This is a genomic window from Microbacterium sp. BDGP8, from assembly GCF_029991045.1.
Taxonomy (GTDB): Bacteria; Actinomycetota; Actinomycetes; order Actinomycetales; family Microbacteriaceae; genus Microbacterium; species Microbacterium plantarum.
The window spans coordinates 1,845,957-1,860,331 of the sequence record NZ_CP120712.1; the positions used below are offsets into that span (position 1 = coordinate 1,845,957).

Below are 14,375 nucleotides of genomic sequence, written 5' to 3' on the forward strand. Positions count from 1 at the left end.
GGGTCGTGGCGGGCTTCGGGGAGCCGGATCAGGCGTTGGCGTCCTGGCGCTTCGCGCGCGACGCGGCGCGGCCGCGCTCGGTCGCATCCAGCACGACCTTGCGGATGCGCACCTTCTCGGGGGTGACCTCGACGCATTCGTCGTCGCGCGCGAACTCGAGCGACTCCTCCAGAGTCAGCACGCGCGGGGGCGTCATCGACTCGAAGGAGTCCGAGGTCGACGAACGCATGTTCGTGAGCTTCTTCTCCTTCGTGATGTTGACGTCCATGTCGTCGGCGCGCGAGTTCTCGCCGATGACCATGCCCTCGTAGACCTCTTCGGTGGGCTGGACGAAGAAGCTCATGCGCTCCTGGAGGGCGATCATCGCGAAGGGAGTGACGACGCCGGAGCGGTCGGCGACGATCGAGCCGTTCTGACGGGTCGAGATCGCGCCCGCCCACTCGTCATAGCCGTGCGAGATGGCATTCGCGATACCGGTGCCGCGCGTGATCGTGAGGAACTCGCTGCGGAACCCGATCAGGCCACGCGACGGAACGACGAACTCCATGCGGACCCAGCCGGTGCCGTGGTTCGTCATCGTGTCCATCCGACCCTTGCGAGCTGCCATCAGCTGCGTGATCGCGCCGAGGTGCTCCTCGGGGGCGTCGATGGTCAGGTGCTCGAACGGCTCGGTGAGCTTGCCGTTCTCATCGCGGCGCGTCACGACCTGCGGCTTGCCGACGGTCAGCTCGAAGCCTTCGCGACGCATGTTCTCGACGAGGATCGCCAGCGCGAGCTCGCCTCGACCCTGCACCTCCCATGCGTCGGGGCGTCCGATGTCGACGACCTTGAGCGAGACGTTGCCGATGAGCTCGCGGTCGAGCCGGTCCTTGACCATGCGCGCGGTGAGCTTGTGACCCTTGACCTTGCCCATCAGCGGCGAGGTGTTCGTGCCGATCGTCATCGAGATGGCCGGGTCGTCGACGGTGATCGCCGGGAGCGGCCGGACGTCCTCGGGATCGGCGATGGTCTCACCGATCGTGATGTCCTCGATACCCGCGATCGCGACGATGTCGCCCGGGCCGGCGGACTCGGCCGGGAAACGATCCAGGGCCTTCGTCTTGAGGAGCTCGGTGATACGCGCGTTCGAGTGCGAACCGTCGTGGCGGACCCACGCGACCGTCTGGCCCTTCTTGAGGGTGCCGTTGAAGACGCGGAGCAGGGCGAGGCGTCCGAGGAACGGGCTCGAGTCGAGGTTGGTCACCCAGGCCTGCAGCGGCGCCTCGTCGTCGTAGGACGGCGCCGGCACGTGCTCGAGGATCGCCTCGAAGAGCGGCTCGAGGTCTTCGTTGTCGGGGAGCTCGCCGTTGTCGGGACGGTTGCGCGACGCCGCGCCCGCGCGGCCCGAGGCGTACACGACGGGCACGTCGAGCAGCGCGTCGACGTCGAGGTCGGGCACGTCGTCGACGAGGTCGCCGGCGAGGCCCAGCAGCAGGTCGTGGGCCTCCTCCTCGACCTCCGCGATGCGGGCGTCGGGGCGGTCGGTCTTGTTGACGAGCAGGATGACGGGGAGCTTGGCCTCGAGCGCCTTGCGCAGCACGAAACGGGTCTGCGGCAGCGGACCCTCCGACGCGTCGACGAGCAGCACGACACCATCGACCATCGACAGGCCGCGCTCGACCTCTCCGCCGAAGTCGGCGTGACCCGGGGTGTCGATGACGTTGATCGTCACGGGCACGTCGGTGTGGACGCCGTTGTAGGTGATCGCCGTGTTCTTGGCGAGGATCGTGATGCCCTTCTCACGCTCGAGATCGTTCGAGTCCATGGCACGTTCCTCGACGTGCGCGTGGTCGCCGAACGAGCCGGTCTGGCGGAGCATGGCATCGACGAGCGTCGTCTTGCCGTGGTCGACGTGCGCGACGATCGCGACGTTGCGGAGGTCAGGACGAAGGGCATGCGCCATGAAGGGGGTCCTCAGGATGAAGGGAAAACGCCGGGATGCCGACGGGACAGTTTAACGCAGGCGCCCTGCGAGTTCGCGGGGCGCCTGCGAGAAGGTCGGAGTCCGACCCTCAGGACGCGTCGAGAGCGGCCCGGCGTTCCTCGCGGCGCCGGCGCTGCTCGATCGGATCCGGCACCGGCGAGGCGGCCAGCAGTTCCCGGGTGTACGACTCGCGAGGCTGCAGCAGCACCCGCGACGTCGGCCCCTGCTCGACCGTTCGCCCCGACTTGAGCACGAGGATCTGGTCCGACAGCTGGTCGACCACGGCGAGGTCGTGGCTGACGAGGATGCAGGCGAACGAGTACGTCTCCTGCAGTTCCTTCAGCATGTCGAGCACCGCGGCCTGGACCGACACGTCGAGCGCCGACGTCGGCTCGTCGGCGACGAAGAGCTTCGGCCGCAGCGTGAGAGCCCGCGCGATCGAGACGCGCTGACGCTGACCGCCCGACAGCTCGTGCGGGTAGCGCTCGAGCACGTCGCGCGGCAGCCGCACGGCGTCGAGCAGCTCGCGGGCCCGGTCCAGCCGCTCCGCCTTGGTGCCGACACGGTGGATGGCCATCGGCTCGATGATGCAGTCGCCGATCGGGAACCGCGGGTCGAGGGATGCCGCGGGGTCCTGGAAGACGACGCCGATCTCGCGCCGTACGTTCTTCGCCTTGCGCCCGCGCAGCTTCGCGAGGTCTCGTCCGCCGAGACTCAGCGTCCCGTCCGCGACCGGCATTAGCCCGAGCACGGCGCGCGCGATCGTCGACTTGCCCGAGCCGGACTCGCCGACGATGCCGAGCACCTCGCCGGCGGCGAGGTCGAACGAGACGTCCTCGACGGCGCGGAACGTCTTGCCGCGCCCGGCGTACTCGAGGACGAGTCCCTTCGCCTCCAGCACCACGTCGCGCGTGGCGCTGGCGGCGACTCGCGCCGTCAGCTCGGGGTCGAGACGGGGAACGGCGGCGAGCAGCTTCTTCGTGTAGGGATGCTGCGGCCGGGTGAGGACGTCCTCGACGTCGCCGACCTCGACCAAGTCACCGCGGTACATCACAGCGACGCGATCGGCGATGTCGGCGACGACGCCCATGTTGTGCGTGATCAGCAGAATGCCCGCATCGCGGTGGTCCTTCAGCCGCCGGAGCAGGTCGAGGATCTCCGCCTGGACGGTGACGTCGAGGGCGGTGGTCGGCTCGTCCGCGATGATGACCTTGGGGTCGAGCGCGATCGCCATCGCGATGACGATGCGCTGACGCTGACCACCCGAGAACTGGTGCGGGTACTGCTTGATGCGCCGCTCCGGCTCGGGGATGCCGACGTCGCGCAGCAGGCCGATCGACCGGTCCCGCGCGTCTTCGCCGTAGGCGACGTCGTGGAGCTCGAAGATCTCGGTGAGCTGACGCTCGATCGTGAGCACCGGGTTGAGCGCCGTCATCGGCTCCTGGAAGATCATCGCGATCTCGCTGGCACGGAGCTTGCGCATGCGCTCGTTCGGGAGCCCGATCACCTCGGTCTCGCCGACCGTGATGGATCCTCGCGTGATGGCGTTCTCCGCGAGGAGCCCCATGGCGGCGAGAGAGGTCACCGACTTTCCGGAGCCGGACTCGCCGACCACGGCCACGACCTCGCCCGGGCGCACCTCGAGCGAGATGCCCTTGACGGCGTTGACATCGCCCGATCCGGTGAGGAACGTGACCGAAAGGTCGGTGAACTTCAGTGCGGTACGCGTGGCGGTGACGCTCATGCGCGGTTCCTCCTCTTGATCTCCCGACGCACGCTGCGCGACTGGCGCGGGTCGTACGCGTCGCGGATGCCGTCGCCCAGGAAGTTGATGGACAGGGCGATCGCGAGGATCATCATGCCCGGCCACCAGAACAGCCACGGCCTGCTGGTGAAGCTGCCCTGATACTGACTGATCAGCAGGCCCAGCGACGTCTCCGGGGGGACGACGCCGAATCCGAGGTAAGACAGCGAGCTCTCGAGCAAGATCGCGCCGGCGATCGCGAACGTGGCGTTGACGGCGATGACGCCCACGACGTTCGGCATGAGGTGTCGGAAGATGATGCGCGCTCCCCCGGCGCCCGAGGCGCGAGCGGCGAGCACGAAGTCGCGCTCGCGGAGCGAGAGCACTTCACCACGAACGAGACGCGCGAGACCGGTCCAGGTCAGGAGCGACAGCATGAAAGCCAGCACGATCGGGTTCTTGCCGATGTTCCCCGCGATCTGACCCACGACAGCTGCGAGGGCGAGCAGCGGGATGACGATGAACAGATCCGTGATGCGCATCAGGATGGAGTCGACCCAGCCTCGGTAGTAGCCGGCGACAGCGCCGACGATGCTTCCGATGACGGTCGACGAGATGCCCAGGACGAGGCCCAGCAGAATCGAACGCTGCGTGCCCATCATGGTCAGTGCGAAGAAGTCCTTGCCCGTGTTCTCCTGCCCGAACGGGTGCTCGCCGATGCGGATGCCGTCGCCACCGAGCCACTCGGGGATCAGGCTCAGCGTCGGGGCGCCCCCGTTGACCACGTCACCGGCGGCGCGGTAGTCGTGCGGCCACCATCCCGGGATGCCGAAGAAACCGACCGAGGTGAAGCTCAGGAGCGTCAGGAAGATCAGGATCACCGCGGAGATCGTCGCCGCGCGGTGCCGCAGGAAGCGTCCCCAGACGATGCGGGCCTGTGAGCGGGGCGCGGCCGTGCTCTTCGCGAGCGCAGCGTCCTCGGCCTCCGCGACCGAGAGGACCGACGTCGTGGTCGGCACGTTGTCGTTCGGGTTCGTCATACTCGGATCCTCGGGTCGATGACGGCGTAGAAGATGTCCGCCAGCATGTTGAAGACGATCGCGGCAAGGCCGGTCACGAGGAAGAAGGCCATCACGGGATTCGGGTCGACCTCGCGCAGTCCGGTCGCGAACAGGTCGCCCATGCCCTTCCACCCGAACACCTGCTCGGTGACCACGGCCCCGCCGATGAGTCCGGCGAAGTCGAACGCCGCAATCGTCGCGATGGGTATGAGGGCGTTGCGGAATGCATGGCGGAAGATGACCAGCCGCTCCGGCACGCCCTTCGCCCGCGCCGTGCGGATGAAGTCCTGGTTGCCCACCTCGAGCATCGACGTCCGCGTATAGCGGCTGTACGACGCCAGCGAGATGACCGTCAGCAGCAGCGTCGGCAGCAGCATCTGCGTGCCGATGTCGAGGAAGGTCTGCCAGAACGTCCCGTCGAAGTTCGGCGTCTGCGCGCCGATCGTCGAGATCGGACGCGGCTTGCGCTGCAGGAACGAGGGCCACACGCGGAAGAGCGCGTCCACGACCGTCAGGAGGGCACCGCCGAAGATCGTGACGAACGCGACGACTGTCGCCGGCCCTCGGAAACGCCCGCCGAAGAACCGTCCGATGAGGAACGGCACGATCATCGCCAGCAGTGCACCGCCGGCGAGCACGCCCCAGTTCATGTAATAGATGAACACGTTGGTCAGCGCCAGGTGCATGACGACCACGAGTCCTGCGCTGGCCAGGCCGATGACGAGCACCCGCCGGTTGTGCAGTCCCACCGATGCCACTGTCGCGCTGAGCGCGAGCAGAACGGTGAGCACGGCCACACCGATGACGGTGAGGCGCGGCTCGCGGAACGCGTTCGTCGCCAGCATGAGGGGCAGCGCTGCCCCCAGAACCGCGGCGGTGGCGGCGAAGGTGATCGCCCGGCGCTTCAGCGAGCCGCCGCCGAGCACCTGCACGACGAAGCCGATGACGACGGCGATCACGATGATCTGTATCGGCGAGAGCTCCGGATCACGGATCCAGTCGTTGTATCCGATCGCGAGGTACTCCTTGAAGAGCACCGCCGCCCAGAAGACCGGCAGCGAAAAGAAGAGGAACGTCAGGAACGTCACCGCGTAGTCCAGGCCGGAGTACTGCCGGATCGCGGTGATGATGCCGATGGCGATGCCGATGATCAGCGCCAGGATCGTGGCGAGCAGGACGAGCCTCAGCGTCGAGGCAGCCGCCTGTCCCACGAGCGTGGTGACCTCGACGCCCTGCCGGGTGAGTCCGAGATCGCACTGGCCGATGAGGCATTTGCTCGCGCCCACGAGCCAGCCGAGATAGCGCTGGAACCAGGGCTGGTCGAGGTTCATGTATTCGATACGCCGAGCGATCAACTGTTCGCGGTTGTCCGCGTTGCTCTCTCGCAGATCGGCGAGCGGGTCGCCGGAGTTGATCGTCAGGACGTACATCAAGAGGGATGCGGCGAGCATGATGCCCACCGCTGCCGCCAGACGGCGGATGATGAATTTCAGCACGGAAGTCGAGGTCCCTTGGTCGTACGCGGGGCACGCATGTGCCCCTCACGGGAGTGTGGGCCGTCACCGCAGCGACGGCCCACACTCTGGTCGTGTCAGAGACAGAATACGTTTATTCTGCGCGCGACCACTTCTCGGCGTTCCACATGATGCCGCTCTGGCCCACCGAGTGCTGTGCGTTCTCGATGTCGGCGGCAGCGGCGTCGACACCGGGGTGAGCGAACAGCGGGATGCCGAAGAGGTCGTCCCACAGCTGCTTCTCGATGATCTTCGTCTGCTCGAGGTGCACCGACTCGTCGAGGCTCGTCGCGAGCGTCTCCCACGCCTGGTCGACGACCGGGCTCGAGTAACCGCCGTAGTTCTGCGGCTTGTCGGTGGCGTAGATGTTCTGGCCCGAGGTGATCTGGCCGGAGCCGGCCCAGGCGAATAGCGCCACGTCGTAATCGCCGCGCTCCTGGGTACCACCGGGCTGGAAGAAGTCGGCGTTGCCGACATCCTGGATGTCGAAGCCGGCCTGGTCGCAAGACGACTTAATGAGAGCGACCTCGTCAGCACGGCGCGGGTTGGGGGCCGAGTAACCGATGCGCACGACGGTGCCGGCAGCGCCGGCGGCGTCGACGAGAGCCTTGGCCTCTTCGAGGTTCGGCTCGTCGTAGCGGCCGTCGTACGCGGCCGAGACGACCTCGTCGTAGTTCTCCTGGAAGGGGAACACCTCGCGCGCGTTCATGACCTCGGCGTCCGAGCTGACCGGCTTGATGAGGTTGTCGACGATCTGCTGGCGCGGCACGCACATCGCGAACGCCTGACGCAGCTCGAGGCTGTTCGCGAGCGACGCGTTGCCCTTGAAGTTGAAGTCGAGGTGCTCCCAGGTCAGCGTCTGGCCGGTGAGCAGCTGAGCGGCGTCGCCGAGCTCCTCGATCTGCGAGACGGTGTCGACCGTGGGCTGGGGGGCGATGACGTCGAGGTCGCCGTTCTGCAGCGCCTGGACCATCGCGTCCTGCGCGACGAAGCGGATGACGAGCTCGTCATTGGCTGCCTGCGTGCCGTAGTAGTTCTCGTTGCGCTTGAGGGTCACCGACTGGCCGGCCTCCCACGACGAGAGAACGTACGGGCCGGAGCTGGGGATGAGCGCCTCGTCCGGCAGCGTGCCGGGGGCGGTGTTCCATCCGGTGTTCCAGAACTCGGCTGCGTCTGCGAGAGCAGCGGCGTCGCCGCCGCGGATCGCCTCGACGAGCTCCTCGGTCGACAGACCGCCCTGCTCGGCGACGACGTGCGCGGGGCTGAGCATCCAGGTCTGGATCTGCCAGTCGGGGTCGGGCGCGGCGAACTGGACCGTGAACGACTTGGCGTCAGCGTCGCCCTGCGGGCCCTCGGGGACGGTGTCACCCAAGTCCTGCGAGACGGAGTTGAAGAGCGGGCCCTCGGCGCCGGCGAGGTTGGGGTTCTGGACACCCCAGGCGAGAACGGCGTCGGCCACCGTGATGGGCGTGCCATCGGACCACTCGGCGTTGTCGGCGATCGTGTACTCGACGACCATCGGGTCTTCCGAGATCAGCTCGTACGAGCCCAGATCGGTGTTCGGCTGGATGGCGCCGACCTCGTCGAAGTAGCTGAAGCCCGCGAGGAGCCGGTCCACGATCGCCGAGTTGTACGTCGAGTACGTCTCGGGCGTGAAGCCGTTGTAGCTGATGAAGTCGTTCGGACCGACCGAAACGGCGATGGACTGGCTCGCCGTCGTCGTCTCCTGTTCGCCGCCGTCCGCCGGCGCGCAGCCGGCGACGACGAGCGCCAGGGCAGCGGCGCTCGCGCCCGCCATGGAGATACGCGTGAAACGCATTCCCACTCCTGTTCTCTTGATGATCCGGGCGACGGAAGACCTTTCCGCTCCCCGCTCGGCGACACGGTCGCCGAGTTCAGATGACCACTACCCTTGCGTGCGTTCGTTTCCAACGTGTTGCGCGAAACGAGTTCGTTAGCAAAATGTGTCCTACCCATGCCGCCGTCGGCGCACGCCTTGCTCATCGCGGAAGGCGACGGCTGAGCACATAGGCAGCCGGGAGCCCCGGCGTCGTCAGCCGCCGAAGGCTAGGGCGATGACGGCCCAGACCGCGATGACCGCGAGCGGGAACAGGACCGCGCGGTTCCAGGCGGTGGTCACGGCCTCGTCCGGGGCTTCGGGCGCGTGCTCCTCCCACGCCGAGCGGATCTCCTCGATCTCCCGCACCGCCGCCGGCATCCGCTCCGCCTCCTCCCGGACGCTCGACCAGGCACCACGGCCGACGCGCGACGGCCGGCTCGGAGAGGGGCCGCCGAAGGCGGAGATCGACCGCCCCTGGGCGGTGTCGACAATGACCTGCCAGCGCAATCGGATGTCGGTGACGGACGGCCAGGGCACACGCGTCACCCGGAGCGGGTTCGCTATGACGATCGCGTTCTCGTCGGTCGCGATGAACGGCGCGTAGAGCAGCGTGTAGATGATCCAGACCGCCAGGAGGACCCAGGGGGCCAGCAGCAGACCCTGCACGACGCCGCCCCGGACGAAGGCGTCACCGAGGAGGAACGCACCGAGCAGACCGGCGCCGGCGACCGCGATGGTCGCCGACGCCGGCCGGTAGGTCTTGCGCATACTGCGGAGGCTCAGACGCCGAACTGGAATCCGGCGCCGGGAATGGCCGCGAGCAGTTCGCGCGTGTATTCCTCGGTCGAGTGGTCGAAGACCTCGTCGGTCGTCGCCGACTCCACCAGGCGACCCCGTCGCATGACCGAGACGTTGTCGGCCACGAGACGCACGACCGCGAGGTCGTGGGTGATGAACAGATAGGTCAGGTCGAGCTCCGTCTGCAACTCCGTCAGCAGGTTCAGGATCTGACCCTGCACGAGCACATCGAGCGCCGAGACGGCCTCGTCGAGGACGAGCACGTCGGGCTTGAGCGCGAGGGCACGGGCGATCGCGACGCGCTGACGCTGCCCGCCCGAGAGCTCGCTCGGATAGCGATCCTTCGCCGCTGCCGGCAGCGACACCTGGTCGAGCAGCTCGCGTACCCGCGCCGACCGCTCCTTCTGGGTGCCGAACTTGTGCACCCGCATGGGCTCGGCGATCGTGTCGCCGACGCTGTACTGCGGGTCGAGGGTGCCGTACGGGTCCTGGAAGACCGGCTGGACCCGGCGGCGGAAAGCGAGCTCCTCGGCGCGGCTGAGCCCGCCGAGCTTCTTGCCGTCGAAGCGGATCTCACCCGACGTCAGCTGCTCCAGCTGCAGGAAGAGCTTGGCGAGCGTGGACTTGCCCGACCCCGACTCGCCGACGATCGCGGTCGTCGTTCCCTTCGCCACCTGGATGCTGACGTCGTCGACGGCGACGATCTGCTTCGATGAGAGGCCGCCGGTGCGCACCTTGTAGACACGCCGCGCGTTGCGGATGTCGATGAAGTCACTGCGCGCAGCGACCGCCTCTGCCTCGGCCTCGCGTTCCTCGGCGCGTGCGAGGAACTGCTCCCCCGCGCCGAAGACGTCGACGTCCTCGTGGTGGCGCACCGCCTGGATGCGACGTGAGGCGAGGCTCGGGGCCGCGGACACGAGTCGCTTCGTGTAGGGATGCTTCGGATCGGCGAGGATCTCCTGCGACGGGCCCGACTCGACCACGCGACCGCGGTACATCACGACGAGGTGCTCGGCGCGCTCGGCCGCCAGGCCGAGGTCGTGGGTGATGAACAGCACCGACGTGCCGAAGTCCGTCGTGAGCGTGCCGAGGTGGTCGAGGATCTGGCGCTGCACGGTGACGTCCAGAGCCGACGTCGGCTCATCGGCGATGAGGAGCTTCGGACGCGCCGACAGACCGATCCCGATGAGCGCACGCTGACGCATACCACCGGAGAACTGGTGCGGGTACTGCCGCATCCGGTCGGCAGCGTCGGGCAGCCCTGCCTCGGTGAGGACCTCGACGGCACGATCGCGGACCGCGGCGCGACCGGTCGCGCTGCGGTTCGAGCGGACAGCCTCGCGCACCTGGAACCCGACGGTCAGCACCGGGTTGAGGTTCGACATGGGATCCTGCGGGACGTAGCCGATCTGCGCCCCGCGCACGGCCTGCAGCTCGCGGTTCGACAGCGCCGCGAGGTCGCGGCCCTCGAACATGATCTGGCCGTCCGTGATCCGCCCGGTGCCCGGGAGCAGCCGGATGATCGCCTGAGCCGTCGTGGACTTACCGGAACCGGACTCGCCGACGATCGCGACCGACTGGCGCGGGTAGATCGTCAGGTCGACGCCGCGGACGGCCGGGACGAGTCCGGCCTTCGTCTGGAACCCGACGTGGAGGTTGCGGATGTCCAGCAGCGGCGTGGCATCCGAGGACGTGGTGTCGCTCATCGGCGCGCACGCTCCTTCGGGTCGAGGGCATCGCGCACGACGTCACCCAGCATGAGGAAGGACAGGACCGTCACCGACAGGGCGGCGGCGGGGTAGATCAGCACCATGGGGCTCGTGGTGAGCGACTGGCGCGCGGAGTTGATGTCGTTGCCCCAGCTCATCACCGTCCCGGGCAGGCCGATGCCGAGGAACGACAGGGTCGCCTCGGCGACGATGAAGGTTCCGAGCGACACCGTGGCCACGGCGATGACGGGTGCGATCGCGTTGGGCAGCACGTGACGCAGCAGCACGCGCCAGCGCGAGACGCCGAGCGCGATGGACGCCACGACGTAGTCGGCCTGCTTCGCCGTCAGGACCGCGCCGCGCATGATGCGAGCGATCTGCGGCCACGCGAAGACCGCGATCACGAGGGCGACGACGAGCGGCGTCCGGTCGGGCACGACCGACATGAAGACGATGGCGCCGAGCACGGTCGGGATGGCGAAGAAGATGTCCGCCACGCGCGACAGGATCGCGTCGAGGATGCCGCCGTAGTATCCGGCGAGGGCGCCGACGATCGAGCCGAAGATCGTCACCATGAGCGTCGCGATGAAGCCGACCATGACCGACGACTGCGTGCCGTAGATCACGCGGGCGTAGACGTCGCAGCCCTGGCGGGTGAATCCGAAGATGTGTCCGGCACGCGGACCGGCGTTGCTGTCGGCCAGCTGACAGTTCGCGGTCGGCGACACGGGCGAGAAGAGCCCGGGGAACATCGCGACGACGAGGATCAGCACGATGAGCACGGCGGAGACCCAGAACATGGGCCGGCGGCGCATCGACTGCCACGCGTCGCTCCAGACGGTGCGCGGCTTGTCGTCGGTCGAGACGGCGTCGATCGCCTGGAGCGGCGTCTCCTCCTCGGGAGCGACGAAGTGTTCCTGATTCCGGCGGAGATTACTTGGCATAGCGGATCCTCGGGTCGAGCCAGGCGTACAGGAGATCGACGAGCAGGTTCGCCAGCATGATGATGATCACCATGATGGCGACGAAGGACACGACCGTGGGTCCCTCACCGATCGTGATGGCGCGATAGATCGTGCCGCCGACGCCGTTGATGTTGAAGATGCTCTCGGTCACGATCGCGCCGACCATCAGCGATCCGAGATCCACGCCCAGGTAGGTCACCACGGGGACGAGCGAGTTGCGCAGGACGTGCACCGTGACGACGCGACGGCGGCTGAGGCCCTTGGCCGTCGCCGTGCGGACGAAGTCAGCGGAGAGGTTCTCCGCGACGGAAGAGCGGGTGAGCCGGACGATGTACGCGAACGAGACCGTCGCGAGCACGATCGCCGGCAGGAGGAGCTCGTTCCAGGGCGCACCCGCGCTGACGGTGGTGCGGAACCAGCCGAGCTGGATGCCGAGGATGTACTGCAGAACGAAACCGATGACGAAGGTCGGCACGGAGATGAGGAGCAGGCTGACGACCAGAGCGGTGGCGTCGAAGAGCTTGCCCTTGCGCAGGCCCGCGATGAGACCGACGACGATGCCGAAGAACGCTTCGATCGCGAGGGCGAGGACCGCCAGTCGCAGCGTGATGGGAAACGCCTGAGCCATGACGTCGATGACGGGGCGGCCCGAGAACGTCGTGCCCCAGTCACCCTGCAGCAGCGCCCCGATGTACAGGAAGTACTGCACGATGAACGGCTTGTCGAGGTTGTACTGCGCCCTCACCGCCTCGATGACGGCGGGAGACGGCTGACGCTCGCCGTACAGGGCGGCGATCGGGTCTCCCGGCAAGAGGAAGACGAGGGCGTAGATGAGAAGGGTCGCCCCGAAGAAGACGGGGATCAGCTGCAGCAGCCGTCGACCGATGAACCAGAGCATCGACGAATAGTTCCTAAATGGGTTCGGGTAGTGAGGGCGAGAGGGCCCCGGTCAGCACGGTGTCCGGGACGCGAATGCGCCCCGGACACCGTACTCGATGATCGCCTGGAGCCGAACTCAGCCCTTGGTGACCTGGTTGTAGAGCGGCACCGAGTCCCAGCCGAAGACGACGTTGTCGACGCCCTCGCCCCAGACACCGACGGCGTTCTGGTACCACAGCGGAACGCTGGGCAGATCGCGCATCAGGATCTCCTGAGCCTGCTCGTACAGGCCGGCAGCGTCCTCGATGGACGGAGCCGATGCGGCCTGCGTCAGCAGCTGGTCAAACTCCGGGTTGGTGTAGCCCTCGTAGTTCGAGCTGGCGCCGGTGCTGTACTGCGCCGACAGGAAGTTACCCTGCGACGGGTAGTCCGCCTGCCATCCGGCGCGGGTGGCGCCGGTCAGGGTGCCGGTCGTGCGCAGGTCGAGCGCAGCGGCGAACGTCGGCTGCGGCGAGCCGACCGCCTCGATGCCGAGCGTGTTGGCGATGCTGTTCGCGACAGCATCCACCCAGGCCTGGTGGCCACCGTCGGAGTTGTACGTGATGGTGAACGGCCCGGCGTACGGGCTGATCGCCTCGGCCTCGGCCCACTTCGCCTTCGCCTCTTCGGGGTTGTACTCGAGGACCTCGGAGCCGGGCAGGTCGTCGCTCCAGCCCTCGACGACCGGCGACGTGAAGTCGGTGGCCGGCGTGCGGGTGCCCTGGAAGATCGTGTCGGTGATCTCCTCGCGGTTGATCGCCATCGAGATCGCCGCGCGACGCAGCTGACCCTCTTCGTCGTTGCCGAAGTTCGGCAGGTAGAAGGGGATGTTGAAGCCCTGGAAGATCGCCGCGGGCTGGTTGACCGAACGCTCCGGGAAGTCCGTCTCGTAGGTCGCGAAAGCCGTGTCGGGAACGGTGTCGAGCACGTCGAGGTTGCCGCCCTGCGCGTCGGCGTAGGCCGACTCGAGGGAGGTGTAGAAGACGATGTTCAGACCGTCGTTCTTGACCTCGCGCACACCCTTGTAGTCGGGGTTCGGAACGAGGTTGATGCCCTCGTTGTGGCGCCATGCGCCCTCGCCGTCGAGCATGTACGGGCCGTTGCCCACGGGGTTCTCACCGAACGCCTCGAGGTCCTCGAACGCGACGGACGGCAGCGGCATGTAAGCCGTGTAGCCGAGGCGCAGCGGGAAGTCCGCGTCGGGAGCCTTGAGCGTGACCGTGAAAGTCATGTCGTCGACGACAGCGAGGCCGGTCGGGGCGGTGCTGCCGTCGTCGGACGCGCCTTCGATCGTGTAGAACCAGTACGCGCCGTTCTCATCCTGCGCGCCCGCGGTCCAGGTGTCGACGAACGTCTGAGCGGTGATCTCCTCACCGTTGGTGAACTTCCAGCCGTCGGCGACGGTGATCGTCCAGACGACGTTGTCGTCGCTCTCGATCGAGGAAGCGACCTCGTTCTCGATCGTGCCGTCGGCCTTGTAGCTGACCAGGCCCGCGTACATCGAGGTGAGGATGCGGCCGCCGCCGGTCTCGGTGGTGCCGAAGGTCAGCAGCGGGTTCTGCGGCTCGGTGCCGTTCGTGGTGATGATTGCGGAGGCGTTGGAGCCCCCGCCCGTGTTGCTGTCGCCGCCGGCCGAGCAACCGGCCAGCGTGAGCGTGACGGCGGACACCAGCGCGATCGCGCCGACTCCCCAACGTCGTCTCGACATGTTTCCTCCTGGGTGACGGGTACGCGCTCACGGTCGACGGCGGCGAAGACACACCGGTGTCCGGAGCACGGGATATACCCCCGACGATAAGCGCGCTCCCGCCCTGTGACCGCATCCAGGCCCAAACCGTTACATGTCGGCAACAATCGCGCCCG

At 67.6% G+C, this 14,375-nt stretch carries 10 protein-coding genes; all 10 read right to left on the minus strand.

Annotated elements, in window-relative coordinates; genetic code table 11:
• Positions 1–28 precede the first annotated feature (28 nt).
• On the minus strand, positions 29–1,942 hold the full coding sequence (gene typA, locus P6897_RS08940; RefSeq protein ID WP_023950506.1) for a translational GTPase TypA: 1,914 nt from the start codon (positions 1,940–1,942) through the stop codon (positions 29–31).
• Positions 1,943–2,051: 109 nt separating this feature from the next.
• Positions 2,052–3,707, minus strand: coding sequence for an ABC transporter ATP-binding protein (locus P6897_RS08945; protein ID WP_282501014.1), 1,656 nt, complete (start codon positions 3,705–3,707; stop codon positions 2,052–2,054).
• The gene (locus tag P6897_RS08950; RefSeq protein ID WP_269266148.1) at positions 3,704–4,747 is read right to left on the minus strand and encodes an ABC transporter permease; all 1,044 of its coding nucleotides are present in this window, start codon (positions 4,745–4,747) and stop codon (positions 3,704–3,706) included. Before P6897_RS08950 ends, P6897_RS08945 begins: the two co-directional genes overlap by 4 nt.
• The gene (locus P6897_RS08955) at positions 4,744–6,264 is read right to left on the minus strand and encodes an ABC transporter permease (RefSeq protein ID WP_282501015.1); all 1,521 of its coding nucleotides are present in this window, start codon (positions 6,262–6,264) and stop codon (positions 4,744–4,746) included. Before P6897_RS08955 ends, P6897_RS08950 begins: the two co-directional genes overlap by 4 nt.
• Positions 6,265–6,376: 112 nt before the next feature.
• Entirely contained in the window at positions 6,377–8,101 is a 1,725-nt protein-coding gene (locus P6897_RS08960) for an ABC transporter substrate-binding protein (RefSeq protein WP_269266146.1), read from the minus strand.
• A gap of 234 nt (positions 8,102–8,335) precedes the next feature.
• Positions 8,336–8,890, minus strand: a complete 555-nt coding sequence (locus P6897_RS08965) for a PH domain-containing protein (protein WP_274177957.1) — start codon at positions 8,888–8,890, stop codon at positions 8,336–8,338.
• Between the two features lie 11 nt (positions 8,891–8,901).
• A complete protein-coding gene (locus P6897_RS08970; RefSeq protein WP_274177958.1) occupies positions 8,902–10,626 on the minus strand; it encodes an ABC transporter ATP-binding protein in 1,725 nt (574 codons plus the stop codon).
• Complete coding sequence (locus P6897_RS08975) at positions 10,623–11,573, minus strand: ABC transporter permease (RefSeq protein WP_023950496.1); 951 nt, start codon at positions 11,571–11,573, stop codon at positions 10,623–10,625. The genes P6897_RS08970 and P6897_RS08975 overlap by 4 nt, the downstream gene beginning before the upstream one ends.
• On the minus strand, positions 11,563–12,492 hold the full coding sequence (locus P6897_RS08980; protein WP_023950495.1) for an ABC transporter permease: 930 nt from the start codon (positions 12,490–12,492) through the stop codon (positions 11,563–11,565). The genes P6897_RS08975 and P6897_RS08980 overlap by 11 nt, the downstream gene beginning before the upstream one ends.
• A 117-nt stretch (positions 12,493–12,609) precedes the next feature.
• Positions 12,610–14,220 carry an ABC transporter substrate-binding protein gene (locus P6897_RS08985; protein ID WP_282501016.1) on the minus strand — a complete coding sequence of 537 codons (1,611 nt, stop codon included), beginning with the start codon at positions 14,218–14,220 and terminating at the stop codon, positions 12,610–12,612.
• Positions 14,221–14,375: the final 155 nt, after the last annotated feature.

Excerpts from the sequence above, each read along its gene's own strand:
- P6897_RS08975 (WP_023950496.1), bottom strand. The coding sequence starts at position 11,573 with ATGCCAAGTAATCTCCGCCGGAATCAGGAACACTTCGTCGCTCCCGAG.
- P6897_RS08970 (WP_274177958.1), bottom strand. The coding sequence starts at position 10,626 with ATGAGCGACACCACGTCCTCGGATGCCACGCCGCTGCTGGACATCCGC.
- P6897_RS08960 (WP_269266146.1), bottom strand. The coding sequence starts at position 8,101 with ATGCGTTTCACGCGTATCTCCATGGCGGGCGCGAGCGCCGCTGCCCTG.
- P6897_RS08950 (WP_269266148.1), bottom strand. The coding sequence starts at position 4,747 with ATGACGAACCCGAACGACAACGTGCCGACCACGACGTCGGTCCTCTCG.
- P6897_RS08965 (WP_274177957.1), bottom strand. The coding sequence starts at position 8,890 with ATGCGCAAGACCTACCGGCCGGCGTCGGCGACCATCGCGGTCGCCGGC.
- P6897_RS08980 (WP_023950495.1), bottom strand. The coding sequence starts at position 12,492 with ATGCTCTGGTTCATCGGTCGACGGCTGCTGCAGCTGATCCCCGTCTTC.
- typA (WP_023950506.1), bottom strand. The coding sequence starts at position 1,942 with ATGGCGCATGCCCTTCGTCCTGACCTCCGCAACGTCGCGATCGTCGCG.
- P6897_RS08945 (WP_282501014.1), bottom strand. The coding sequence starts at position 3,707 with ATGAGCGTCACCGCCACGCGTACCGCACTGAAGTTCACCGACCTTTCG.
- P6897_RS08985 (WP_282501016.1), bottom strand. The coding sequence starts at position 14,220 with ATGTCGAGACGACGTTGGGGAGTCGGCGCGATCGCGCTGGTGTCCGCC.